At 39.6% G+C, this 26,615-nt stretch carries 23 protein-coding genes; 9 read left to right on the top strand and 14 right to left on the bottom strand.

Going from position 1 to position 26,615, the window contains the following annotated elements; all coding sequences use genetic code 11:
* Nucleotides 1-11 precede the first annotated feature (11 nt).
* From ACH30E_RS04460 to ricT, 4 genes are all read left to right on the top strand, one after another.
* Entirely contained in the window at nucleotides 12-701 is a 690-nt protein-coding gene (locus ACH30E_RS04460; protein ID WP_490823832.1) for a ComF family protein, read from the top strand.
* Nucleotides 702-768: 67 nt separating this feature from the next.
* Entirely contained in the window at nucleotides 769-1,302 is a 534-nt protein-coding gene (locus ACH30E_RS04455; protein ID WP_294990992.1) for a glutathione peroxidase, read from the top strand.
* 730 nt (nucleotides 1,303-2,032) lie between these two features.
* Entirely contained in the window at nucleotides 2,033-3,232 is a 1,200-nt protein-coding gene (locus ACH30E_RS04450) for a DNA polymerase III subunit (protein ID WP_490823830.1), read from the top strand.
* Between the two features lie 253 nt (nucleotides 3,233-3,485).
* Nucleotides 3,486-4,847 carry a regulatory iron-sulfur-containing complex subunit RicT gene (gene ricT, locus ACH30E_RS04445; protein ID WP_490847327.1) on the top strand — a complete coding sequence of 454 codons (1,362 nt, stop codon included), beginning with the start codon at nucleotides 3,486-3,488 and terminating at the stop codon, nucleotides 4,845-4,847.
* Between the two features lie 58 nt (nucleotides 4,848-4,905).
* Here ricT and ACH30E_RS04440 read toward each other — a convergent pair whose 3' ends face one another.
* On the bottom strand, nucleotides 4,906-6,627 hold the full coding sequence (locus ACH30E_RS04440; RefSeq protein ID WP_294990985.1) for a M3 family oligoendopeptidase: 1,722 nt from the start codon (nucleotides 6,625-6,627) through the stop codon (nucleotides 4,906-4,908).
* A 58-nt stretch (nucleotides 6,628-6,685) separates the two neighbouring features.
* Between ACH30E_RS04440 and mutL the strand changes: the two genes are divergently transcribed.
* Nucleotides 6,686-8,581: a DNA mismatch repair endonuclease MutL gene (gene mutL / locus ACH30E_RS04435; protein WP_490823827.1), complete on the top strand. Its 1,896-nt coding sequence runs from the start codon at nucleotides 6,686-6,688 to the stop codon at nucleotides 8,579-8,581.
* Here the strand turns inward: mutL and ACH30E_RS04430 are convergent, their stop codons facing one another.
* The 10 genes from ACH30E_RS04430 to ACH30E_RS04385 all read right to left on the bottom strand — a co-directional run bounded on the left by ACH30E_RS04430 (nucleotide 8,582) and on the right by ACH30E_RS04385 (nucleotide 18,554).
* A complete protein-coding gene (locus ACH30E_RS04430) occupies nucleotides 8,582-10,063 on the bottom strand; it encodes a PH domain-containing protein (protein ID WP_490823826.1) in 1,482 nt (493 codons plus the stop codon). It abuts the gene before it with no gap.
* Nucleotides 10,044-10,583, bottom strand: coding sequence for a PH domain-containing protein (locus tag ACH30E_RS04425; RefSeq protein WP_490823825.1), 540 nt, complete (start codon nucleotides 10,581-10,583; stop codon nucleotides 10,044-10,046). Before ACH30E_RS04425 ends, ACH30E_RS04430 begins: the two co-directional genes overlap by 20 nt.
* A 77-nt stretch (nucleotides 10,584-10,660) precedes the next feature.
* Nucleotides 10,661-12,007: a D-alanyl-D-alanine carboxypeptidase/D-alanyl-D-alanine endopeptidase gene (dacB, locus tag ACH30E_RS04420; RefSeq protein WP_490823824.1), complete on the bottom strand. Its 1,347-nt coding sequence runs from the start codon at nucleotides 12,005-12,007 to the stop codon at nucleotides 10,661-10,663.
* Between the two features lie 51 nt (nucleotides 12,008-12,058).
* Nucleotides 12,059-13,192 (bottom strand): formimidoylglutamase, encoded by a 1,134-nt coding sequence (locus ACH30E_RS04415; protein ID WP_490823823.1) that lies wholly within the window; start codon nucleotides 13,190-13,192, stop codon nucleotides 12,059-12,061.
* Between the two features lie 114 nt (nucleotides 13,193-13,306).
* Complete coding sequence (locus ACH30E_RS04410) at nucleotides 13,307-14,011, bottom strand: response regulator transcription factor (protein ID WP_294990969.1); 705 nt, start codon at nucleotides 14,009-14,011, stop codon at nucleotides 13,307-13,309.
* Nucleotides 14,008-14,985: a sensor histidine kinase gene (locus tag ACH30E_RS04405; RefSeq protein WP_490823821.1), complete on the bottom strand. Its 978-nt coding sequence runs from the start codon at nucleotides 14,983-14,985 to the stop codon at nucleotides 14,008-14,010. Before ACH30E_RS04405 ends, ACH30E_RS04410 begins: the two co-directional genes overlap by 4 nt.
* A complete protein-coding gene (locus ACH30E_RS04400) occupies nucleotides 14,982-15,449 on the bottom strand; it encodes a gliding motility lipoprotein GldH (protein ID WP_490823819.1) in 468 nt (155 codons plus the stop codon). Before ACH30E_RS04400 ends, ACH30E_RS04405 begins: the two co-directional genes overlap by 4 nt.
* Before the next feature lie 41 nt (nucleotides 15,450-15,490).
* Entirely contained in the window at nucleotides 15,491-16,366 is an 876-nt protein-coding gene (locus tag ACH30E_RS04395; RefSeq protein WP_294990961.1) for a YicC/YloC family endoribonuclease, read from the bottom strand.
* An 80-nt stretch (nucleotides 16,367-16,446) separates the two neighbouring features.
* Entirely contained in the window at nucleotides 16,447-17,544 is a 1,098-nt protein-coding gene (locus tag ACH30E_RS04390; RefSeq protein WP_490823817.1) for a SusE domain-containing protein, read from the bottom strand.
* 272 nt (nucleotides 17,545-17,816) lie between these two features.
* Nucleotides 17,817-18,554 carry an NUDIX hydrolase gene (locus ACH30E_RS04385; RefSeq protein ID WP_294990955.1) on the bottom strand — a complete coding sequence of 246 codons (738 nt, stop codon included), beginning with the start codon at nucleotides 18,552-18,554 and terminating at the stop codon, nucleotides 17,817-17,819.
* Nucleotides 18,555-18,954: 400 nt separating this feature from the next.
* Here ACH30E_RS04385 and ligA point away from each other — a divergent pair, with 400 nt between their 5' ends.
* Nucleotides 18,955-21,063, top strand: coding sequence for an NAD-dependent DNA ligase LigA (gene ligA / locus ACH30E_RS04380; RefSeq protein WP_294990951.1), 2,109 nt, complete (start codon nucleotides 18,955-18,957; stop codon nucleotides 21,061-21,063).
* 4 nt (nucleotides 21,064-21,067) lie between these two features.
* Nucleotides 21,068-21,739 carry a DUF2461 domain-containing protein gene (locus tag ACH30E_RS04375; protein WP_490823815.1) on the top strand — a complete coding sequence of 224 codons (672 nt, stop codon included), beginning with the start codon at nucleotides 21,068-21,070 and terminating at the stop codon, nucleotides 21,737-21,739.
* 59 nt (nucleotides 21,740-21,798) lie between these two features.
* On the opposite strand, the gene ACH30E_RS04370 is transcribed toward ACH30E_RS04375, so the two are convergent.
* Together ACH30E_RS04370 and ACH30E_RS04365 are read right to left on the bottom strand one after the other, a co-directional pair.
* Nucleotides 21,799-22,788 (bottom strand): aspartate-semialdehyde dehydrogenase, encoded by a 990-nt coding sequence (locus tag ACH30E_RS04370; protein ID WP_490823813.1) that lies wholly within the window; start codon nucleotides 22,786-22,788, stop codon nucleotides 21,799-21,801.
* Between the two features lie 239 nt (nucleotides 22,789-23,027).
* Complete coding sequence (locus tag ACH30E_RS04365; protein ID WP_294990942.1) at nucleotides 23,028-23,951, bottom strand: PfkB family carbohydrate kinase; 924 nt, start codon at nucleotides 23,949-23,951, stop codon at nucleotides 23,028-23,030.
* 177 nt (nucleotides 23,952-24,128) lie between these two features.
* On the opposite strand from ACH30E_RS04365, the gene ACH30E_RS04360 reads away from it, so the two are divergent.
* The gene (locus ACH30E_RS04360) at nucleotides 24,129-24,719 is read left to right on the top strand and encodes a TetR/AcrR family transcriptional regulator (RefSeq protein WP_294990940.1); all 591 of its coding nucleotides are present in this window, start codon (nucleotides 24,129-24,131) and stop codon (nucleotides 24,717-24,719) included.
* 6 nt (nucleotides 24,720-24,725) lie between these two features.
* Complete coding sequence (paaE, locus tag ACH30E_RS04355) at nucleotides 24,726-25,805, top strand: 1,2-phenylacetyl-CoA epoxidase subunit PaaE (protein ID WP_490823811.1); 1,080 nt, start codon at nucleotides 24,726-24,728, stop codon at nucleotides 25,803-25,805.
* Nucleotides 25,806-25,862: 57 nt separating this feature from the next.
* On the opposite strand, the gene ACH30E_RS04350 is transcribed toward paaE, so the two are convergent.
* Entirely contained in the window at nucleotides 25,863-26,528 is a 666-nt protein-coding gene (locus ACH30E_RS04350) for a GDSL-type esterase/lipase family protein (protein ID WP_490823809.1), read from the bottom strand.
* Nucleotides 26,529-26,615 lie beyond the last annotated feature (87 nt).

Here is a 26,615-nt window from a genome sequence, read left to right as displayed (position 1 = left end):
AATTTCAGGGTATGCAAAAAATAGTATCCTCCTTTTTACAACTTTTGTTTCCGCATTGTTGTCTGGGCTGCTCAAGTGATTATATCCAAAAAGACCGGCTTTTATGTGGGCGTTGCACCCACCAACTCCCTGCTACAGGCTTTTTCGACCTCAAAGCCAACCCTGTAGAAAGGATCTTTTATGGTAGATTAAGGGTTGAAAATGCTGCGGCATGCTATTATTTCACCAAAAATGCCCTGATCCAGCACCTCCTGGTTCAGTTAAAATACCGTGGAAACAAAGATGTAGGTCTTTTTCTGGGCAGAATGATCGGAAGAGCCATGCAAACCTCCCAACAGTATAAGGATATTGATTTTCTGGTACCCTTACCACTCAACCCCAAAAAAGAGTTTAAAAGAGGGTATAACCAGGCCGAACTTATATGTAGGGGCATTCAGGAAATTACCAGTATTCCCATATTAAAAACGGGCATCCGCAGGCGCCAGTTTACTGAGAGCCAAACCAGCAGAAACCGGATTAACAGGTGGCAGAACATGGAAACGGCATTTGAGATAAATGAAAGGGAAAAGCTGGTAAATAAACATGTATTACTGGTAGATGATGTAATTACTACAGGGGCAACCATCGAAGCCTGCGGCTCGTATATACTGGAAATTCCTGGTACCAGACTCAGTATTGCCGCAGCGGCTTATACAATTTAACCTGGCATTCACCTAAAATGCAAAACAATTTGGTTATTTAGCTGTTAATTTGATAAAAACTCGACCAATGAAATACCTGTTAACATTAGTATCAATTGTATTACTTTCTGCTTTCACCCTGCCCGACAATGGCAGCATCCATAGTTTTAAAGTGAAATCTATTGAAGGTGGTACCATCGACTTCTCTAAATTCAAGGGTAAGAAAATACTTGTTGTAAATACTGCTTCTAAATGTGGATATACGCCTCAATACGAAGCGCTCCAAAAAGTATACGATGAGTACAAAGACAAATTGGTTATTGTTGGTTTTCCGGCAAATAACTTTGGTGGACAAGAACCAGGAAGCGACTCTGATATCCAGGAATTCTGCAAAGCCCGCTTTGGCGTTAAATTTCCTTTGGCAAGTAAAATAAGTGTTAAAGGAGAAGATATGGCCCCTATTTACCAGTGGCTTACCAGTAAAGCTAAAAATGGTGTTTTGGATGCCGAGATAAAATGGAACTTCAACAAATTCCTCTTAGATGAAAATGGTAAGATGATTGCTTACTTCGAAAGCAAAGTAAAACCCGACAGCGAAGAGATCCTGAAATTCGTAAAATAATTTCTTTTATTTCTTAACTGCCAACTTCTAATTAAACATAGTTTAATTAGAAGTTGGCAGTTTTTTTTGCATTCAATACAGTTAAACGAATCAAGATTTATGAATGCTATATAAGTTGAACTTAACCAACTGCGTTACAGAAAATAATTTGAAAGCTCCACATTATATTCCATCCAAAGCTAGCAGTCATTGCTGTTCGGGGAAAATTGGCTTCAAGCTTCAGGCCGCAAGCTGCAAGCAATTGTTGAGCGAGGTAATAAATAGAAGCTTGGTATTTAGGGGAGATAAAAAAGAATAAACACAATCAGTACCTGTGGACAGACCTTCATTGGCATTGGTGTCGAGCGTAGCGAAGACAGACTAAATCATGCGCAGCAGATTTAGTCAGAGGCCAATGTAGTCTGGGAACAGGTACGGGGCCATTCGGCCCAGGAGTAACATTCAATTTCGAACAGCAACCTGATCGGTCTTATTCATTGCTAAAATGTAACAAAGATTGCTTTAACCTTAGTTTCAGCCAATTAAAAAAAGTAAGGGTTCTGTTTCCAACTTATGAAAAAATGATTGCTGTAGAAGCATTTCAAAGTAGTGTGTTATTTTTTACCGGACAGTAATGGCTTGCAGCTTCAAGCTTGAAGCCAATTTTTACCCGAAAAAATTAGCTAAAAGCCCCAACCTACTTACCCACACCCCCTTCCATAATCAGCCACTTAGCTTACTTTCGTTTTTCATGCAATTCAAGGATATTATAGGGCAGGCTTCGGTAAAACAACATCTTACCGAAATGGTACAACAAAACCGGTTGAGCCATGCTTTGCTATTTCTTGGAAAAGAAGGAAGTGGTGCTTTACCCCTCGCACTAGCTTTTGCACAACTGGTGGTTTGTCAGCCTTCCGTTTCTGCACCCGTTGCTGATCTTTTTGGTGGTTTTACACCCATGCAATCAGGCCCCAGTTTTATTGGACCCGAAGCAATTGCCACTGAACCTGCTTTCGGAAGGGCTGAACAATTGATTCATCCTGATCTTCATTTTTCTTACCCTGTAATTCCGAGAAAACCGGGCGATAAACCCATTAGTACCGATTATATAAGTGAGTGGCGCGAATTCATCCAGCAGTACCCTTATGGTAATGTTTACGACTGGTTACAATTTATAGGCGCTGAAAACAAACAGGGTAATATAACTGCGCATGAGTGTAATGATATCATTCATAAACTAAGCCTTAAAAGCTTTGAAAGTGAGTATAAAGTGCTTGTTTTATGGATGCCGGAATACCTGGGAAAAGAAGGGAATAAACTCTTAAAATTAATAGAAGAACCTCCTCCCAATACCCTGTTTATCCTCGTTGCCGAAAACGATGAACAGATACTTCCAACCATATTAAGTCGTTGTCAACTGGTTAAGATTCCTGCCCCTGATGACAAAGAAATAGAACAGGCCCTCATTACCAGGGCAAATGCCCCAGAGGAAACAGCTCGTCAGATCGCCGCTATTGCAGAGGGTAACTACCGGGAAGCATTACAATTATTACAACATGCTGAGGAAGACTGGCAGAGCTTGCTCCGCGACTGGCTGAATGCCACTTTAAGGGGTGGACCTCTGGCCCAGATAAAATTTACGGCTGAAATAAGCGATTTGGGGAGGGAAAAACAAAAACAGTTTCTGCGGTATTTTAATCATTTGCTCGAAACCAGCATCCGGATCCGGGTAATGGGTACTGAAAAAGTGCATACTGGCGATCAGGAGCGTGATTTTGCTGTTAGACTCAATAAAATTGCATCAGTAAGCCAGCAACAGGCCATTATTGAGGAATTAGACCGGGCATCCTACTATATTGAACGGAACGCCAATGCCAAAATGCTGTTCCAGGCCCTTACTTTGAAACTCTACCACATCATTCAGAACAAAACCCTAATTTTGAACGGATAGTTCCGCCAGTGGCGGTCTATCGGTGAGTTAAGATTGTGAAGTAATGGGTTTATCTGTATTTGCTAAGTGTTATTCTTTATAATTATGGTAAAGCGCCTTTCTGTTTACAGGAATACATCATCGTAACAAGCTGATCTTACCAGATCGGAACGTTGAAATGAGTGACACAACCATAGCCACCTAGCAATACTACAGCCCACACACAATATTATCTCCCCTATTCAGTTATTAACCTGATCAATGTATTAATGATATGGGATGTGGATCTTGTGGAACCGGTAAACCGAACGGATGTAAAAGTAATGGAGGCTGCAGCACAGGTGGTTGCAATAGGCTCAATGTGCACGACTGGCTCCTTAACCTGCCTTTCAGCGACCCGGAAAGCTCCTGCAAAGTTGTGGAAGTGAGCTTTAAACAAGGCAGCCGTAAAGAATTCTTCAGGAATACTACCTTACAATTTTTCGAAAAAGGGGAATATGTTACGGTTGAAGGCGTAAGTGGATTCGATGTGGGTGAAGTAAGTCTTACAGGCGAACTAGTACGTATGCAGATGAAGAAAAAAGGGGTGGATGAAGCCAACCCTGAAATGAAGAAAATATTACGCAGAAGTTCCGAAAGAGACATTGAAAGCTACCAGATCAGCAAATCACGTGAAAAAGAAATGCTGGCCCGCAGCCGCGCCATGGCACGTACCCTTAACCTTCAAATGAAACTGAGTGAGGTTGAAGTACAGGCCGATGGTAAAAAAGCTACCTTCTTCTATACAGCCGACGACCGCGTTGACTTTCGCGAACTCATCAAACAATATGCATCAGACTTTAAGGTTAAGGTGGAAATGCGCCAGATCGGCATTCGCCAGGAAGCCGCCAAAGTAGGGGGCATTGGAAGCTGTGGACGTGAACTATGCTGCAGCACCTGGCTTAACGATTTCAAGAGTGTGAATACTACTGCCGCCAGATACCAGAACTTATCGATCAACCAAACTAAATTAAGTGGTCAGTGCGGACGCTTAAAATGTTGTTTGAATTATGAACTCGATACTTACTTAGATGCTTTACAGCATTTCCCTGATTATGCCGACCAACTGGATACGGTAATGGGTACGGCACACCTCATCAAAAAAGATATTTTCAAAAACCTGATGTGGTATGTGCTTCCTAACAATACCAAACATTACCCGCTTACCATTCAAAGGGTAAAAGAAATTAAGCGCTTAAACCAGCAAGGACAAAAGGTTGACGAACTACAACCAGTTGAAGTAACCAGTAGTAAGCCTAAAGAAGTAGAACCTGCTTTTGTTGATGTAGTAGGACAAATCAGCTTGCGCAGCCTCGAACGTAATGATAAGCGTAGAAAAGATCAACAACGCAATGATCGCAGACCTCAGCAAGGACAAAGACCTCAAGGCAATCGCGATCAGCAGCAGCGTCCTCAAGGAAATAGAGAGCAGGGGCCGAGAAACCAGCAAGGAGGACCAAGGCCTCAGGGTAACCGTGATCAGCAACAGCGTCCTCAAGGCAATAGAGAGCAGGGTGGAAGACCACATAATCCCAGAAACCAACAAGGTCCAAGACCTCCACAGGGCAACAGAGACCAGGGTCCAAAACCAGAATAAACCGACATAAAAAAAGGTATCATAAAACATGATACCTTTTTCTTTATCCGAATTTTTATTAAGCAAGCTTTTCCATTTCTGCAGCGGTAAACTCCATCAAAGTTTTAATATGAGCAGGTGAGAGATCAAATTTTAATCCTGCCGCTGCATATAATTCAGGTAATGTTCTTGTACCTCCTAAGGAAAGCGCATGTACATAATTTTCTAATGCTTGTTTTGGGTTTTGCTGGTATTGCATCCACAATCCAATTGCACCTAATTGTGCAATTCCGTATTCGATATAATAGAAAGGAACTTCAAATAAATGCAATTGTCTTTGCCATCCAATTTCACGGAACATTTCAAGGCCTGTATAATCGATCGCGTTGGTTGAAAATTCTTGCAGAATCTCCATCCATTTAGCCGTTCTTTCGTTTACCGTATGGGTAGGATTTTCATATACCCAATGTTGAAACTTATCAATAATGGCAATCCAAGGGAATATCGTGATAGTTCTTTCTAACTGATGCTGTTTGGCCCGTTTAAGATCTTCTTCATTTTGGAAGAATGCCTGCCAATGGTTCATGCTGAATAATTCCATAGCCATGCTTGCTACTTCTGCAATTTCCATCGGATACTCTTTGAAGGCACTTAATTCAAGTTCATGGGCCAAAAAAGAATGTATTGCATGTCCACCTTCATGAACCATGGTAGTAACATCGCTCATTTGTCCGGCTGCATTCATAAAAATAAAGGGGGCACCACTTTCTGTTAGTGGGCAATTATAACCTCCGGGAGCTTTTCCTTTTCTGCTTTCAAGGTCGAAATGGCCAAGCTCATTCATTTTTCGCAGGCAATTACCAAAGAAAGAATTCATTTCATCAAAACAACGAACTGATTTTTCGTAAAGGTCTTTACCATCAGTAAATGGTTTCAGTGGTTCGATACCAGCCGGCTCAGCTTCAGTATCCCATGGACGAAGAGTGTCGAGATTCAGTTTTTGCTTTTTCTGTGCATAAATTTTATCGATCAATGGTAGTACATGCAGCTTTACCGCTTCATGAAACTGATAACAATCGTTCTTGCTGTAATCAAAACGACCGAGTTCTACAAATTTATAATCACGGTAATTTTCAAATCCTGCGTTCTGTGCAACCTGGTGACGTTTTTCAATCAGCTTGCTATATAAATCGTGCATGGCATCTTTATCCTGTAATCTACGTTCCTGTATTTTACGATAAACCTGTTCTCTGAGCGATCTGTCATGGCTTTCCAGGAATTTAGCCGCCTGTTGCAAAGTGTATTCTTGTCCATCAACCTCAACAGTCATTTTACCGGCGATTGCCCCATACTGCTGTTGCATTACACTTAATTCAGCCTGAACAGGAATATTTGCTTCCCTGAATAAATCGATGCTTTTCTTTACCCCACGGATATAAGTGAAATATTTAGTTTGGTCTAGTTCTGCTGTAAATGGACTATTAATCAATTTTCTGTTCAACTGATCGGCATAGGGCTGTAGTTTGGGTTGAATTTCCATGCAGAAATAAGTGAAGGCTTCTTCCAGTTTAGGGTCTGTGGTGTCGCAGGTCATGCGAATCTGTCGCCAGCAGGCATCTTCACTAACCACAGCCTCCATTTCACTCATATCTTTCAGCCATTCTTCCAGTTGGGCTTTGCTTGTAATGGGTCTGTCTAACAGGTCTTTAAAAAAGGGTTCTAATGATTCCCAGGTAGTAACTACAAAATCGCCAGGTACAAATCGGCGTTCCAGTTTCTTAATATCCGCACTTAAAGTCATATACATTGATTTTACAACACAAAAGTACCTGTAAAACTTGCTAAAAGTTCGATCGGCCATGCATTTATCTTATTTTTGCAGACTGAACGAAAGAAGCCTTTTTGTGAGCGATATCATACAATTATTACCCGACAATATTGCCAACCAGATAGCAGCCGGCGAAGTTATTCAACGACCCGCCAGTGCTGTAAAGGAATTACTGGAAAATGCCGTAGATGCAGGAGCAACCGAAATAAAACTCATTATAGCTGATGCAGGCAAAGCCCTGATACAAGTAATTGACAATGGAAAAGGCATGAGTGATACTGATGCCCGTATGTCGTTTGAAAGACATGCTACCAGCAAAATCAGGCAAATTGAAGATTTGTTTCGCATTAAAACCATGGGATTCCGCGGCGAAGCACTTGCTTCAATAGCTGCTGTGGCACAGGTTGAGATGAAAACAAAAAGAAAAGAAGATGAACTCGGCACATTTATAGAAATAGAAAACAGCAAGGTAATTAAACAGGAACCATGTGCTTGTCCAGAAGGCACAAGCATCAGCATGAAAAATCTTTTCTTCAATGTTCCTGCAAGAAGAAATTTCTTAAAAAGTAATGCGGCCGAACTCCGACATATCATGGATGAATTTATCCGTGTATCGATGGCTTTTCCGGACCTGTTTTTTTCACTCACCAGTAATGGACAGGAAGTCTTTCACCTGGAACCTGGCACCATCAAACAACGTATCATTCAAATACTTGGAAATAATTACAATGCCAAGCTGGTACAGGTTACAGAGAAAACAGATTACATGAATATTTATGGTTTTGTAGGCAAACCAGAAACTGCCCGCAAAACCAGGGGTGATCAGTATTTTTTTGTAAACAACCGATTTATCAAAAGTGCTTACCTGAATCACGCAGTGAATACTGCTTTTGATGAAATGATTCCGAAAGACAGTTTTCCTGGTTATGTACTTTTTATTGATCTTGATCCATCACAGGTAGACATCAATGTACACCCTACCAAACAGGAGATCAAGTTTGAAGACGAGAAAATTATTTACGCATTTGTACAAGCTGCTGTAAAACACGCATTGGCTCAATTCAGTATTGCACCTTCACTCGACTTCACCTTAAATGCCGATATACAAGGACTCGATGCTGTTGCAAAACCTTTTACCAGCGATAAGCAAAATGCTGTTGCATCTTCCAATCTTTACCAGGGTTTTACCAAAAAAAACCAGGCCCATTTTATTGAACGGGAGAATAGCAATGAATTAAAGCACTGGAAAAGTTTTTTTGAAAGTCCTGCTGAGGAAAGAACATCAGAAAATAAACAAGCGCCTTATTCCGGTTCTTTATTAAATACCACACCAGCCAGAACACAAGCAATTCAGGTATTACCAGACAGTACACTATTACAACTTCATTTAACCTATATCATAGCTCCTACCAACAGTGGTTTTATACTTGTGCACCAGCAACTGGCTCATGAAAGAATTCTCTACGATAAATACAGCGTAGCTGCACACGGTCAACAAATGGCCACTCAGAAAAGTCTTTTCCCGGTTACACTAGAACTCCCTGCTGCCGACGCAGCCATGCTTGCTGATTTATTACCTGATCTTGCCAGTATCGGATACCAGGTAGAACCCTTTGGCAATAATAGTTTTGTAATACAAGGTATACCAGCAGATATTGTTGCGGGTAATGAGAAACACGCAATTGAATTATTAATTGAACAATTCAAGCATTTTAGTTCAGATATTAAATTCAGTAAAAGAGAAAAACTGGTTCGGTGTATGGCTCGTCAACAAGCCATTAAATCCGGTCAGGCACTTTCTCAAAAAGAAATGCTCATACTTGTAGAAGAATTATTTGCATGCAGCAGCCCGAATGTAACACCTACCGGTTCACCTACTTATCTTGAATTTAAAGAAGATTATCTCGACCGGATGTTTGGAAAATAATTACATCCAGTTTTGCTGGGTAGATTCAGTACAAAACAAGGCATAGTTGCTAATCCTTAAGCCATCTGTATATTGGATGTAAGGAAGGGTAAACTTTCCTCCGGCCGTATGAAGAAATAAAGTCGCCAGACCTTTTCGCTTTTGATAAAGGGTTTGCCTTAATTGCACATATTGAACATGCTTCCAGTTCAGCAGTTCCTGATCCATACCAAAAGTGCTGGCATATCTCTGCACACCAGATTCAGATACCCAGAATCTGAAATTTCTCCAAAACCACCAGTTTCTTAACAAGCTCCACGGCCACCATAATAGCACCCATGTGGCGTCCCAGCCGAATTTAAAAGCGAGCAAGCCGCATAATACAAGTAATACGGGTAATGTTACAAAGAATGCCCTTCTTGTTATATAGGATATATGCATTTTATTACCTTCCGGATTCAAGATGGATGGCAATATGGGCTGGTAGGCATGAATAATAGATGTTACCTGCTCAGGTGAACTGGTGGGTATTTCAATACGCATTTTTGCTTTCTCTTCCTTATCACCTGCTACTTTCAGGTTCAATAATCCTAACCCTATCAATCGCCGGAGAAAATTACTGCGCCATTTTACGATTTGAACTTTTGAAAAAGGAATCATTTTTTGTTTGATCTGCAATAGCCCCCACTGAATATGAAACCCTTTTTTATCCATTCGTACGGTATACCCATAAAATTTAAGAAAGGTTCTTAAAACAGAAATCAGCAGGGTAATTAACAGCACTGTGATAATAAGTGTTGAAATGACCGTCCAGGTAAATTGCAGGGTATCTCCATATTCCTGTAAATGCTTCAGAAATGATACCCTGGTGAAAAGAGGTTTTATATCTTCATATCTGCCAACAATAAAAACACCAATCACACCCATTGTTTCCAGGTGATTGGCGGAGAGACTAAGTTTTAGAAGATCAACAGTTCCCAGTTTACTGATTTGTTTGGCACTAACCTGAGAAACCTGCTGTTCAACTCCTTCTTTTTCAGGCAGGTTGATTGACTCTCGAAGTACAATTTCCCGGAAAGAAATTGCCGCTACATTAGATAATGCATAAATTTTCACTTCTTCCTTTTCTGTCCCTGCTGTATCAATCAAAACCTTATAGGTACGAGTTAAAGTATGTAATATGCTTTGTTCGAGATGAACAGCCTGGATTCGTTCTAATGGAATGGAAATATTCTTCTTCGTAAAAAACCCTTTCCGCACAATCAGTTGGCCTCCTGTTATATGAAAAGTAAAATACAGGTAATCCAATACAGTTCTGATCAATACAAACAAAACAATGCCCCCTCCGATAAGTATCCACATAATGGCATTGTTGTTTTTACCTTTAAAAAGTAATGGAATCAATATCGGCCATACCTGACTGATGACTACCCTAAAAATGCGGAAGAACATAATCACCAGGGCGAATGGCGATTGCCGCTGTTTATGATCCAGTGTTTGCATGTGGATGCAGCGGTTGTATTTGTTGCATAATAAGGTCCTTCAAATGCTCGGCTTCAGGAAGTTTCAAACCATGTATAGTTATATCTTTTCCTTCTGAAGCTGCTGTATAAAGACTAACCGAAGCCAGCCCAAATCGCCTGTCTATGGGCCCCATATTCACCACACAATGTTGTAACCGGTTAAAGGGAACCATATGAAGATTCTGAAAAAGCCAGCCGGTACTATATAAAATATCTCTTTCACGAACCGCATATTTTTTTCTTTTAAAAGATCTGGTTCCAATCATTACAGTGCTCGTTAATAACAATAAATAGCTGCTAATACCTATTGAAACAGCCAGCATTGTTTGAAGTTCATCTACAAGTATAAAAAGGGTTACTGCGCCGGCAAGGATAATAAAGAATATAATCAGCCAGGTAATTCTCAGTGCCTTTAAGTAATCGGGGTGAATTGGTTTAAGAGGCACAGATTGCACCTGGGGTAGCTCATCTTCCTTTATTGGTAAGTTTGTGAAAGGCATACATGAATATACTGTATTATAATATATGTCGCACAGTTAGGCAAAACCTTACAGTAAGAAATATTGATACCTTAGCACTAATACTTATTATAAAGATTTACCAAAAAGCCTTCTACTGCCCTTCGTACAGCTACCGCAGAAGTTTGGTGATTATTCACCAAAACAGAGAATATCAGTTTTCGGTTCTTTTTGGTAATGAGGAAACCGCTTAATGCTACCTGCCCACTAAGTGTCCCTGTTTTTGCGAAAATCTTCTGTTGAAGTGGTTTATAAAAATTGCCAAGTGTTCCGGTGCCTCCCGTAGGTAGAATGGTAGTAATTCTATTCCAGCTAAAATCCTGTTGCATCTTTTGAAGAAGTTGTACAAAATTCATGGGTGTAAAAAGATTATAACGGCTGAGTCCACTACCATCTACCCAATTGGGTTTTTGAACAAGATCGGTAAAGTTCATTTTGAGTAGGGTATCAATTGCTTTTCTTTCATTCATTACCTCCAATAGTTCATCACTAACCATAAGGAGCGATTGTTCTGCAAAGAAATTATCACTTTGGTGCATCATGGGTTTCAACAGAGAATCGATATGTCTGGAGTAAATGATTTTTGCACCCGAAACCGTAGGTAAAGATTTCAATTGGCTGGCATATGAATTCGTCCATTTAAGTCCTTGAATCTCTGTTTTCAAAACATCAGCCACTAATTTACCAGAACTGATAAAAGGAATTTGTTGTTGCCTGAATGCGGTAGCACTATTGCTATAGAGCAAAGTATTTTCATATTGTGCCCTTCTAAAACTATAGAGGGCAGACTGTTTGTTTAATCCTTCTGTATAGTCGCCCTTTGTTCCATCAGCAGCTTTAATAAAAGATGGCTTCCATTGCATGGTTCCATTTTTATAGTTTATCCAGATCAGGTTTCCATATACAGGGAACGCGCTTCGTTCAGACATATAATTCTGCTGGTAATCGCCCCATGACCATCCGCTTCCCAATGCGGTTGTTTGAAAAGGAAGATCTACAGTTGCGTAAACCCGGCTTGTATCTTCTTTCAGAAAGTCGATAACGGGCTGCGAAACAAAATCCGGGTGTAACAAGGTTGGGTCGCCAGTGGGTCGAACCCAAACAGTTTTAGCAGAAGGATCAATATAGTATCGAAGTCCTTTTACGCTGTCGCCAAGGTACTTCATGGCAACATAACAGGTGAATAGTTTGGTATTACTGGCGGGAAGAAAATATTTATCGGCCTGATAGTTATAGAGGTATTGCCTTTTATCCGCATCAAAAATACTGATGCCGATATGGGCAGTGCTAAGATCAGTTTGTTGAAAAATGGCATGATTAGCATGCTTTTGAATCGCTTTTTGAACGGAGCAGGCAGAAAAAGTTGCGAATAAAATAAGCAGTAGCATTAACCGGATCAACGACATAAGGAATTGATTTTAGCAATGCTAATGTACACACTCAAATGGTTAGGCTAATCAGATTCTTTCAGCAGCCCTTAGCCATCTTTCAGGAATATCATTGTGAGAAGCTATCTGGTAATCGCGGTAGCTACAGGCTACATATTTCCCGTCGTGTAATTGCATCCACCAGCGACCCGTCTTTTTACTTTGAAGGAAAACTGTTTCTACCTCTGCAAAAGCCATCGTAAACTCATTGAATGCATTTCTTTCTTCGAGTGATGCTTCCTGTTTTCCTTTCTGAATACCATCCATGATATACCAGATCATGTGAGAAATTTGTTTGGCAGTAAGTGCATGTACATCTTGTTTGGGAATGTATCCATATATGCCAATTGTAGTGCAGGTGTTACTCATGCCGGCATATTGCATTAATGTACAAGCTTCTTCACCATTGAAACCATTGGGCGTAACATGATTTGCTGGTGCATGTGCATGTTGTATGGCGGCAATATCAAAACTGAATAATTCACTATTACGAATGGCAGGTTCCATTTCACTGACATCTTCCTTCACTTTTCCTACCCTATAACAATCGAACCTGAGTTTATCAATTGTTTCCAGCATTTGCGGATGCATGAAATAGCTTTGGAAACCGATATGATTATAATGTCGCAGATGGTTGGGCATACTTGTAAACATATCAACCAGAAAACTATCTGCAGGTAAAACGCTATCCATATCCATATCGATTCTCGCATCAACACAAACAGCGTCAATGATTTTACCATCAATGGTATGGGCCTGGTATTGAGCAGTGGTGATATCATGAGAGCCGCCGAGTATCAATACTTTCTTACCCATTAACAGTAATTCATGTACTACCATTCTCAATGCAGCATAGCTATCCTGCATAGTAGCACCACATTTAATATTACCCAAATCTGCGATGGCAACATCGGTATGCCAATGGTATAATTTATAAAATTCGGCCCTGATGGCATCCGGGCCGTCTGTATGCACAAACTGGATACCAGCCCCACGCATTTCGCCACAACCTACCAATACCAGGTCTGCATGATCAACTTCCGGAAAAGCTTCATCATAAACAGCTATATGCCTGCCCAGTTGGGTATCTTTAAATCCTTCATCGTTGGAAATCTGGGCAATATTAACCGGATCCAAAAAGTCTATAACAGTGTGTAGCGACATGCGTAGTTTTTACAAAGCAATAACGCTGGTTACAGCTAAAAATTGTGTCTTTGCAAGTCCGAAAGTCGGGAAGACGGAAAGTCCGAAGATTTAGAGCCAGCCCTTTCAGGATTATTAGTCAGTGTATTTGTATCCTACCCCTCTTACAGAATGGAAATAGCGTGGATTACGACTATCCTGTTCAAAATATTTTCGGAAACTAAGGATAAAATTATCGATGGTTCTCGTGGTGGGGTATACATTGTATCCCCAAACTACCTGAAGAATTTTTTCGCGTGTTACAACATCGCCCTTATTTTCTATCAATAATTTCAGCAGCATTGCTTCTTTTTTACTGAGTTCAATATGCTGACCATTCCAACTAATGGCATCCTGTGCTTTAAAATCTATTTTATTGTCGCCGAATTCATAATTATCCCCTATTGTTTCTTTTTCCTGCATCTTCTTATTTTTTTCAATCAATTTTTCTACACGCAGTAAAAGTTCTTCCAGGTTAAAAGGTTTGGTGAGGTAATCGTCTGCTCCTTTTTTAAGTCCTAACACACGGTCAGATCCACTATTTTTTGCACTCAATATCAAAATAGGCACTTCATTATTATTTACCCGTATACTTTCTGTAACGGCAATGCCATCTACTTCTGGTAACATGATATCCAAAACGATCAGATCGAAATACTCATTCGACACTTTTTTGAGGGCTTCAGTACCATTAAAAGCCGAGCTTACCTCATACCCTTCCATTTCGAGATTCAATTTCAATGCCTCGTGCAGGTTCTCCTCGTCTTCAACCAATAAAATATTCGCCTTGGAATTTATCATACCTGTTGTAATATGACCACAAAATTACTACCCTTGGGCTGATTATCTGTCACAGAAATGTATCCATTATGACTTTTTACGATTCTGCTGCATAGGAATAGTCCTAAACCAGTGCCTTTGGTAGTGCGGGTATTTTCATTTCCGACCCGATAGAATTTATCAAAAATCTTTAATTTCTCTTCAGTGGCTATCCCTATGCCTTCATCAGACACAGTCATTTGCAATTCATTACCATTAGCTGAGAGGCTTACTTTTATGAGGCTTTCTTTTGGAGAATATTTCATTGCATTCTCCAATAAATTATTGACAAGCATTTGCAATAACAGTGGTTCTCCATTTAAATACAATGATGGTGCTATTTGCTCAATTACTTCTCTCTGGGGAAAGCGGTTCCTGAAATCATCGATACAGCCTTCAACAAGGTCTGAGAAATTAATTTCCTCTTTTGATGCGGTATATGCACCTGCTTCCAACTGTGCTGCCAGCAAAATATTATTACAAAGCATATTCAACCGGTTGGCTTCCTGTAGTGTGTTGGTGATTAATTTTTGCTGTTTTTCCTCATCCAGTCTTCTTTTCTGGAGTGTTTCGAGGTTTAATCTGGTTACAGCAATTGGTGTTTTTAATTCATGTGTAACAGCCATCATAAAATTCTGCTGTTGCTGAGATAAAAGCAGTTGTCTTCTTGTAGCCCTGAATACAAATAGAGCGCCTACAAATATGAGGGCCAGAAAAGTGCTACCCTCTCCTATATACTGTGCTGTTTTACGTTTTTTAGCTGCTTCAATCTGGCTTGCTTTTTCGAAGTATTGGGGATCATCTTTTACCAGTTCCAATAAACGTACATTGGTTATTTCGCGGTTTTGTTTTTCAAGTGCAATAAACCACCAGATCAGTGCCGCAATGATATACGACAATAATATCCAGTATACTACTGTGACTACAGTAAGTCGTTTACTGCTTTTTAAAGTCATTGTTTTACTTTTTCTACCCTTACACCGGCACTCAATATATAAGCCAGCGGATCTTCGCGCATAGCTTGTTTAAGTTTGAATGTATAAATCCCCTTTTTCAACTTTATAGGCTGTTGGGTAACACGGGCCCTTCTGTCGAAAATATCATCCATACCGGTTCCGAGCCACCCTTTGGTATTGTCTGCTAAACTGATATCCAGTAGCTGAGTGCGCGGACTATCTCCGGGCGACTTAGTCTCTATGTTTACCCAAATATTATTATAACGATAAGCGTCTGTGTGTCTGATTACCACATAAATATTATAGAAGGCATTGGTATCAGTTACTTCAAATGCAACCGAAGGTTCACTCTTTGTAGACCATTCCTGATCCGGGAAGCGTTGTGACTTTTCAAAAACACCATTGGTGCCACATGCAAAAAGAAAACAAGTAAAAAAGAAGCCTATATAAAAAACCCGTTTCACTGATCTATAATTATGGGTGAATAATACCGGTTAGCATATTATTATAACACATTCAATATTTGTTCTTTTGCTTTTTCAAGCTCATCTTTCATCAAAATTACCGTTTGCTGAATTTGCGAGTCATAAGCTTTTGAGCCCATAGTATTGATTTCACGGCCAAATTCCTGTAAAATAAAGGAAAGCTTTTTCCCCTTGCCGGCTTCTTTATCTGCCAATATAGCGCGGAAATAATCGCAATGGTTTTTTAGACGAACCTGCTCTTCACTGATATCAATTTTCTCGATATAATAGATTAGTTCCTGCTCCATTCTGTTTGGATCGTAATTCTCTTTGCCTACATTGTCTTCAAGTACTTTTACGATACCTTCTTTTATTTTCGTTCTGCGAAGGGGTTCAAGTTCTGTAATGGTTTTCTGATGTGCTTCAATATTATTCAGACGCAACAGCAAATCTGCTTCTAAAGAAATTCCTTCATCTTTACGATGTGCATTTAATGCGGCTATTGCTTGTTTTAGAACCTGTTCAAATCCTTTCCATTCCTCATCACTTAACATTTCTGTGGAAGGGGTAATTACATCTGGCAATTTCAGGATTGTACTCAGGATATCTCCTTTTTGTAACTGCAATTCGTCTGCAAGTTCTGCTACTGGTTGGTAATAAGCTTTTGCCAGATCCTTGTTAATAGAAACCGGTTTATTGGCTCCGTTTTGTTTGATGGTGATGATACATTCAACACTTCCACGTTGAAGACCTTCATTCAATAAGTTGCGGATATCAAATTCAAATGGTTTTAAAAGTGCGGGCACATTTAAACGTAAATCGAATTGTTTTCCATTGAGTGAACGAACTTCTACCAAATAGGTTTTATCACCAATGGTTTGCTCTGATCGTCCATAACCTGTCATTGAATATAGCATAGCGGTTCTGTTGGGTGGTAAAAGTAGTTGAAATGATTGAAAAACTACGCCAGATAAAGCTGGCACCAACAGGAATGAAGTTATTTAAGGTTTCGATGGACATGAAACATATAATTACCCGGAAATGAGAGGTCTAATTCAATCGTATAATTACCAGCTTTACCGATATGTATGGGATCGCTATTATAGTCTGGGATATGATCTGTTCCCGGCCAAAGATTCCCCATTTTTATATCATTGTTATTATTGGCTCGGAAAAACAAATCACCTTCTGCCAGATTGATATTCAGCGTCCAGATACACCTGTTCGTAGGATCTTGCGTTAGTTCGGGATCCTGTTCCCCATTAGATGGTACAGCAGAGCCATTTAATCCCCATGAATAAACCTTGGTATAAGACCATGTATTGGTATTTCTGCTTGCCCGAATTAAATAGGTTCCTTTACCTCCGAAAATAGACAACGAAGTTCCATTTACACCAAACATATTGTGTCCTATATGACCAAATACAAAATCGGACCATAGGTTTCCGCTTACGAATAAAAACTGGGGGTACTCAATCGGGAAATAAACATATCCTTCAAACTCGTTCATGCCTGGTTTTGAAACAATTTTTGGGGCAAGGAGAGGGTTCCACGATTGATAGTTTCCAGGTAGTGTAAGGAAATTGGGTGAAGCATAAGTTATGATTGGCCGATATGTAGTTACTTTCAATAAGATCTGATCAGAATAAAATATTTCCTCATTACTTGCTACTTTTTGATTGTAGGAAACCTGGCGCATATATTTTATCCGAACGGCAATATCATCTGCATCACCAGGCTCTATCATTCTAAGCAATAGTTCATTCAATTGTTCCACCGCCAATGTAACAGACATACTATTACCAACGGGTAATTCAACAGGAAAAGCAAACTGATCTTGTTTTAGTGAGAATTCCAGCACATAATATACTGCGTCCGTAACATTTTCACCTCGATAACCCCAATCGAACCGAATAGCATTTTGATTGGCATTGGCCTGATAAAGTGCAATGTTAGAACTTGACACATTCAAAGACAATGAAGGGAGATGATTATGCTCAACTAATTTTGCATAATCTACCTGCTTCTTACAGAAAAGAAATGGCGTAACAAACATGCAGGTAATTAACAGTAAATGGTGTGGTAACTTTTTCATAGTCTTCCAATTTCATGGCACAACGAACCCCACACAATGGTTTGGTTACATTGTAAATAGATATTGGAATTAAAAAGTAAAAACGGGGGGAATAACAATTCAGGTATTGAATTATTACCGAGGTAAAAGTAGAAAGCGTGAACTCCCTCTCATATAGAGAATGCTGTAGTTTCAGGTAGTTACAAGAAGGCCAATGATGTCGTAAGAAAACGACACTTATAGAAAGTGTTTAAAAAAAAAGGAATTCTCTATAACAATAAATCGCTAACTAATTAAAAATCAATTCCAACCCATTTGCGTTTGCTCCGGGCATATTTTTCGAAATTGAATTTGTAAAGCTTGCCTGGACGATGGGGAACGTCCTGTTCCATTTCATTGATATCAATTAAGAGATCCATTGAAGCAAATTTCTTTCTGAAATTTCTTCTATCAAGACTAACACCTAAAATGGCTTCATATAAGTTTTGCAGTTCACGTAATGAGAACTTTTCTGGAAGAAGGTTGAATCCGAGCGGGTGCTCCTGGATTCTTTTTTGCAGCCATGTATGACATTCATCCACTATACGTTTATGATCGAAAGCCATTTCTTTAATGGCATCTAAACTATACCAGTCAAGGTCATTATCATGAATGATTAACTCATGATGGTTGATATTTAATAAAGAACAATATGCAATAGTAACTACCCTCCCACCTGGGTGCCTTCCGGGACTTCCAAAAACTTTTACCTGTTCAAGAAAGACATCGCTCATGCCTGTTCTTTGTTTCAGCACACGGTAAGCTGCTTCATCCAGTTCTTCATTATCCTGCACAATATCACCCAATAAAGAATACTGTCCTTTATAGATTTCCAGGTCACTTTTAATAAGTAATACCTTCAGCTTATTTTCTTCAAAACCAAAAATCACACAATCAACCGTAAGCGGTACTTTAGGATAGGTTTCTACCAGCTTAGCAGGATCTTTTACGATATGAGTATTTGAAGCCATTACTGTGCTTGATTTCTTCATTGGGGGTACATCGGTTTTCAGCGAAATAAGGGTGCGGCAAGATACAAAGTTTACAAATAGCCTGTACCGGTTCATAAATCAATCTGGGGGAAATTGGCTTCAAGCCGCAAGCTACAAGCCTTGATGGGTGCTTATTATAGACTTTCTGCTATTAATGGAAAAAATGAGGGGGGAGAAAACTTAAAGTCAGTTGCTTAAAGTAATATTTGGTTGCCGTAAATGCACTATCTGCTATTAATTGAACACAGATATTCATGATTTTCAAGATCTATCATGATAAATCTTGAAAATCATGAATATCTGTGTTCCATCATACGAGACCCTTACAGCTAGCGGTTAAATTTCCACGGACAACAATGGAACCCAATTAGCAATTAACTTTATCCCGAAAATTTAAACCATGTATTCTCCTGATTCTATTAGACAATTACAACTGCAAACGCAAGACTTATTAAAAAATATACAACAGGAAAATGCCTTTGATATTAGTTTATTAAAACAGGTGCTTCAGTTTCATGAATACAGGTATTATGTACTCAATGACCCTCTGATTGCCGATCAGGAATACGATAAACTGTATAAAAGCCTTGTAAAGGCAGAAGAAACAAACCCTGCTCTTATTACCCCCGATTCCCCAACTCAGCGGGTTGGCAATAGTCTGAATAACCAGTTTACAACAGTTAGTCATCTGGTGCCAATGTTGAGCCTTGACAATAGTTACAATGCTGAAGATCTGATAGATTTCGACAGAAAAGCCAGGGAAATTACCGGATTGGAAGAAATAGCATACTGCATAGAACCAAAATTTGATGGTGCAAGTATTTCACTCATTTATGAAAATGATCAACTGATTCGGGCCGCAACCCGTGGCGATGGAGTTGAAGGGGAAGAAATAACAAAGAATATCAAACAAATACGATCAATCCCCTTATCGGCTTCATTCTCATCAGTTGGTATTCAACAGGTTGAAATAAGGGGTGAAGTAATCATGAGCAAAAATGCATTTGAACAATACAATCAGTTGCAGGCCAGCAGAAACCTTCCCCCTCTTGCTAACCCGAGAAACGCAGCATCGGGAAGTCTGAGGATGAAAGATCCCAAAGATGTAGCTGAAAGAGCATTAGATGCTTTTTTATACCATATTAGCTTTTATACAAAAAAGCCGGGAAGTCCGGAAGTCGGGAAGTCCGAAGAATTATTAGAGACACACAGTGGTAATCTTTCTTTATTATGGCAATTGGGCTTTCGTTCGCCAGAGAAAGAAAAAAGAGTCGTTAAAGGTATTAGCGGTGTAATTGAGTATTGCCAGTCGTTTGAAGCAGGAAGAGATAACCTTCCATATGAAATAGATGGTATGGTAGTGAAGGTAAATGACCTGCATTTGCAGGAAGAGATGGGTATGACTTCCCACCACCCGCGATGGGCCATTGCGTATAAATTCAAAGCCAGACAAGCTACCACAAAATTGCGCGGAGTTGAATTTCAGGTTGGAAGAACCGGTGCCGTTACTCCTGTTGCCAAGCTCGATCCGGTATACCTTGGAGGCGTTACCGTTAGTAGCATTTCAATCCATAATGAGGATTATATCAAAGAAAAAGACCTGAAAATCGGTGATACGGTATTGATTGAACGGGCAGGTGATGTAATTCCCCAGATCGTAAAATCACAAGCTGAATTAAGGGATGGATCAGAACAAAATATTCAATTTCCGAAACAATGCCCTGTTTGTAACAGCGAGTTATTCAAAGAAGAAACAGAAGCGGTATGGCGATGCATTAATATTGAATGCGAAGCGCAGGTAGTAGAAAAGATGATCCATTTTGTAAGCAAAGATGCCATGGATATCAAAAGCTTTGGAGAAGCTAATGTGCGCAAGTTTTATGAACTTGGATTACTGAAAGATATTCCCGGCATTTACACACTCGATTTTGAAAAGATTGGTCAGTTAGAAGGCTTTGGAAAGAAAAGCCTTGATAACTTAAAAGCAGCCATTGAGGCATCTAAGCAACAACCTTTACATCGGTTGGTATATGGACTCGGAATTCGTTTTGTTGGAGAAACAACTGCAAAAACACTTGCCAATGCTGTGGAGCACCTGCTCGATTTTAAAACAAAAACTGAAGAAGATCTACAACAACTGGAAGACGTAGGTACAAAAGTTGCTAAAAGTATTCACCAGTTTTTCAGCAATGAGCAAAACATACACATGCTGGAGCAGTTGGAGTCGCTAGGACTTGAACTGAAAAACAAAAAGAAAGAAAAAATTACTGCTGGAAATTTATTGGGGCAAACTTTCCTGTTTACAGGAACCCTTAGTCAGATGAAAAGAAGTGAGGCAGAGGCGCTGGCAGAACAACATGGCGGACAAATTGTTAGTGGGGTTAGTAATAAGCTAAACTACCTGGTTGTTGGAGAAGACGCTGGCAGCAAACTGGAAAAGGCAAAAAAGATCAATACCATCAAAATCATTACAGAAGCAGAATTTCTGGAATTAATTGCAACACAATAAAAGTATGTTACAGAACAGCACCCTTTCTTTTCTAAAGAATCTAAAGAAAAACAACCATAAAGCATGGTTTGATGAAAATAGAAAGCCCTTTGAAGCTGCCAAGGCAGATTATGCTGCATTGGTTACAGAAGTAATTAAGGGCCTGGGTAAAAAAGATCCTTTCATTGCTCCGCTGACCGCCAAAGAATGTGTTTTCCGGATTAACAGAGATGTTCGTTTTAGCAAGAATAAGGACCCATATAAAACCAATATGGGAATGTATTTAAGTCGCGACGGAAAGAAATCACTGTTTTCCGGATATTATTTTCACCTTGAACCAGGCGGCAAAAGCTTTGCAGCTGGCGGATTATGGATGCCAGAAGCAGATGTAATTAAAAAAGTGAGACAGGAAATTGATTATAACTGGGATGAGTTCAACAAGATTATTCACCAGAAGAAATTCCTTTCTCAATACGGTAGTTTACAAAGAGAAACCGGAATGGTGTTGACCAGAGAACCAAAGGGATATGAAAAAGATAATCCTGCAATTGAGTACATCAAACTTAAGAGTTGGGTGGCAACTACTTCTTTTACTGATGCACAACTAACTTCTACTACACTCGCTAAAGACATTATTACTGCTTTTGAAACTTTACAGCCTTTAATAATGTTTTTGAATAGGGCTATTGAGGAATAAATTTTAGCCACAGATTCACAGATTTATTTTTACCAATCTGTGAATCTGTGGCAATAAAATTATAATAGTTCTTTTGAAGATAAATATTCAGCTATCTGCACCGCATTAGTAGCAGCACCTTTACGAAGGTTATCACTTACAATCCACATATTCAGTGTATTCGGCTGTGTATCGTCTCTTCTTAAACGTCCTACAAATACTTCATCTTTTTCGTGTGCCCACAATGGCATTGGGTATTGCTGATTGGCAATATCGTCTTGCACAATTACACCTGGTGCAGCAGCTAGTATTGACCGAACTTCATTCAGGTCAAAATCATTGGCGAATTCAATGTTTACGCTTTCGCTATGTCCACCTACTACAGGTATTCTAACAGTAGTGGCAGTAACACGAATGCTATCATCCTGCATAATTTTTTTGGTCTCGTTCACCATCTTCATTTCTTCTTTGGTATAACCATTATCGAGAAATACATCGATTTGCGGAATGACGTTCAGGTCGATCTGGTATTTATAGGCCATCTCACCTTCTACTCCTTTTCTTTCATTGAATAACTGATCCACAGCTTTTTTACCAGTACCTGTTACACTTTGGTATGTGCTAACCACCACACGTTTAATACCATAACGCTTATGCAAAGGTTGTAATGCTACTACCATTTGAATAGTGGAGCAGTTAGGATTTGCAATGATAAAATCATCTTTGGTAAGCACATCAGCATTTACTTCAGGAACAACCAGTTTTTTGGTTGGATCCATTCTCCAGGCAGAAGAATTATCGATTACACGAATACCGGCTTCTGCAAATTTTGGTGCCCATTCCAGGGAAGTGCTTCCACCTGCAGAAAAAATAGCAACAGCAGGTTTAGCCGCAATACCGTCTGCCATGCTCACGATCTTGTACTGTTTTCCTTTAAAACTTACTTCCTTACCTACTGATCTTTCAGAAGCTACCGGAACAAGTTCCGTAACAGGAAAATTACGCTCTGCGAGTACTTCCAACATTTTGGTACCTACCAAACCCGTGGCACCTACTACTGCTACTTTCATGGTTTTGTTTGTTTTTGTTTAGATTGTTTGTTCAGTTATGGTTGTTAACAAAAAGGCCCTCCGTTTCGGGAAGGCCTCTGAGTATATTCTTGATCATACACAAACGATTAGGCACTTCCCGGTCAGAGAGGTTTCTTAATACGTTTTGTATGTTTCATTGTCATCATTACGCTGCGAAAATAGATGCGTTTTGTTTTGCTTCCAAAATAATTTTGGGTCTATGGTCGATGGACCATATCCTATCCCACCAAATCAATATCGAAGTTCACCAGTTGTACAAACTCATCAATCCGGGTGCTGATATCTTCTTTATTGATTTCTCTTAAACGCTGGGTACCAAATTTTTCAACGCAATAAGAAGCCATGGCACTACCCACAATGATAGCTGTCTTCATATTTTCAAAAGAAATGTCTTTAGTACGGGCAATATGACCAATAAAACCTCCGGCAAATGTGTCGCCAGCACCTGTAGGGTCAAATACTTCTTCTAATGGTAAAGCTGGGGCAAAGAATACTTTATTCTCATGGAAAAGCAATGCGCCGTGTTCGCCCTTTTTGATGATAAGGTATTTAGGGCCCATTTTCATAATGGCTGCGGCGGCTTTTACCAATGAATATTCACCACTCAACTGACGGGCTTCGCTATCGTTTACCATCAGCAAATCCACCATAGCTAGTGTTTTCTTCAGCTCATCCATCATAATTTCCATCCAGAAATTCATGGTATCCATTACGATGAGCTTTGGGCGCTTCTTAAGCTGCTCAATAACACTTCTCTGCACAGCAGGTACAAGGTTACCGAGCATCAGGAACTCACAATCCTGAAAGCTTTCCGGTACCACGGGCTCAAAGTTCTCTAATACGTTTAACTGAGTCTCCAGTGTATCACGAGAATTCATGTCCATATGATAGCGACCACTCCAGAAAAATGTTTTTTCATCCTTCTTAATCTGAACACCAGATAAGTCAACTCCGCGGGCAGTGAGCATATCAAGCTCTTCCTGAGGGAAATCGCCACCAACTACTGAGATTTGCTTAACTGGGGTAAAGTTCGAAGCGCACCAGGCTATATATGTTCCTGCACCGCCAATGATTTTATCACTTTTACCGAAAGGTGTTTCGATGGCATCAAAAGCCATGGAACCGACAACTACTAAAGACATAAATAATTTTTTGTTACCGGGGTGCGAAACTAGGGCATTTGACGGGTATTTACTAGTATCCAATACCCTATTTAATGACTATGGGAAGAATATCAGCCAATTAGCCTAAAAACTAACAAATAATAATAACCGAAATCATTTTTTGGCTAACACGCGTTAGTGGTTTATCTTCGTAACATGGCAAGAATAAAGACAGACAAGAACATTTCACGCAAAGACGTGATTGTAACGAAGGCTGCTTCTCTTTTCAGGGAAAAGGGATTTAAAGCCGCCAGCATGCGCGACCTGGCAGAAGCCGTTGGTGTTGAAGCTGCAAGTCTCTATAACCATATCAAATCAAAAACCGAATTACTACATGAATTATGCTTCAGTGTAGCGAATCGTTTTTTGCAAAAAATTGATGAGGTCGAAGCCGAGAAAATTCCTGCCATTGAAAAAATTGAAAAATTATTGCGCTTTCATATCAATGAAATGATCCATCATTATGAGGAAGTGTATGTAAGCGATCGTGAGTGGAAACACCTTGCAGATCCTTATTTATCAAATTTTCAAAACCAGCGCCGCATTTACCGTAAACGTTTTGCCGCCATCATAGAAGCTGGTATTCGCAATAATGAAGTGAAAAAAATTGATGCTCCAACAGCCGTATTGATTATGTTACATGCTATCAGTGGCATAGAGAGCTGGCACAGATCAACCCAAAAAATCAGTGCCGAAGAACTGGAAGAAAATATGGTCACCATTTTAGTTGGTGGATTAACACAATAAGCAGGCATGTCGATACATTTTGAACAACTTAGTATAAAAGATATACGTAAGGAAACAAGTGATTGCGTTTCTATCGCTTTTGAAATTCCGCTTCACCTGAAAGAGCAGTTTCAATTTACACAAGGACAGTATATCACCCTCCGCACAACCATCGATGGTGAGGAAGTGAGGCGTTCTTATTCTATTTGCAGCAGTCCCTTAGATAATGAGCTCCGCGTTGCCGTAAAAAAAGTACCTAATGGTGTTTTTTCTACTTATGCCAATGAGCAATTAAAAAAAGGTGACGTTATTGATGTAATGCCACCAATGGGGAAATTTTTTGTCCCCCTAAATCCAGGCAACAAAAAACAATATGTTGGTTTTGCAGCAGGCAGTGGTATAACCCCCTTGTTATCTATCATCAAAACAACTTTACTAACTGAGCCTGGTAGTCAGTTTACCTTGATATATGGCAACCAAAACAGGCATTCCATTATTTTCAGGGAAACCCTTGAGGCGCTGAAGAATAAGTACATGGATCGCTTCAGGTTGATACATATTTTATCGAGAGAACAAACAGATACCGATTTGAATACAGGTAGGATTGACGCCGTGAAATGCAATACCCTGTTTGAAAAAATAATAGACATCACCCGTACAGATGATTTCTTTTTATGTGGGCCGGAAGAAATGATTTTTAGTGTAAAAAAGGAATTAGAAAACAAACAGGTTGATAAACAAAAAATTCATTTCGAATTATTCACCTCTCCCGGACAAGAACTGAAAAACAAAACGGTTCAGCAAAATAATACCAGCGACCAACCAAAGAGTAAGATCACTGTTAAGCTGGATGGAATCAGTTTTGATTTTGACCTGGAAAAAAATGGTCCAGCCATATTAGATGCCGCTTTAAGAAAAGGCACAGATTTGCCTTATGCCTGTAAAGGTGGTGTTTGCTGCACCTGCAGGGCTAAACTTATAGAAGGTGAAGTTGATATGGAAGTGAATTATGGCCTTGAACCAGAAGAAATTGAACAAGGTTTCATTCTTACCTGTCAGTCGCACCCAAGAAGTGAAAAGATTGTAGTTGATTTCGATGCAAAATAAATTCTGCCTTTTACTCTTCCTGCCCAAGATTCAATTCCGGAGCAGGATGAATAAGAATTATTTTATTAAAGCAGGTTCAATAATCTTTTGCCAGATAGCATAACCCTTTGCATTCATATGCAGGTTGTCTTTGATGAACAGTTCCGGATTTACCGAACCATCTGTCAATAACATGGCACTATGCACATCGAGGAATGTCGCTTTTCTATCGCGACGTAAATAAGTTTTAATCAACTGGTTAGCCCTTACAAATTCAGTTTCCATTTTCCACCTGCTTGGACTAGGTTTTATTGAAACAAATACCACGGGAATTTTCTTTCCAAGTTGTTTGCGTATGATCGACATCAATATTTTAAAACGAGCAAGAACAGTATCTGCTGTAACTTTTCCCCAGGCATCTGCAATATCATTTTCACCACAATAGATGACCACTTGCTTAGGTGAATAAGGTACGATGATATCGTTAGCGTAACGAATAAGGTCTTTAAGTGAAGACCCGCCAAATCCACGGTTAAGAATCGAGTATGTAGGAAAATAATCTTTTACATCTTTCCAAAAAGTAAATGAAGAGCTACCGACAAACAGAATTTGCTTTTTTGCAGGCATAGCTGTGCTGTCTGCCTTTAAAAAAGCATCAATTTCCTTTCTAAAAGGAGTTGTAGTTTGTGCAAATACTCCTATTGCCAGAAATAAAATTCCAACTAAAAAAACCAATTTTTTCATACAGGAAAGGTAAGCAAGCAAGGGTCAGGATCAATCAGTTAGCGACAAAATCTGCCAGAAAACTAACAAAAGATCAAAAAAATATTA

This window comes from Sediminibacterium sp. FW305-C-61 (assembly GCF_058231065.1).
This window is presented reverse-complemented; position numbering and strand designations above follow the sequence as displayed.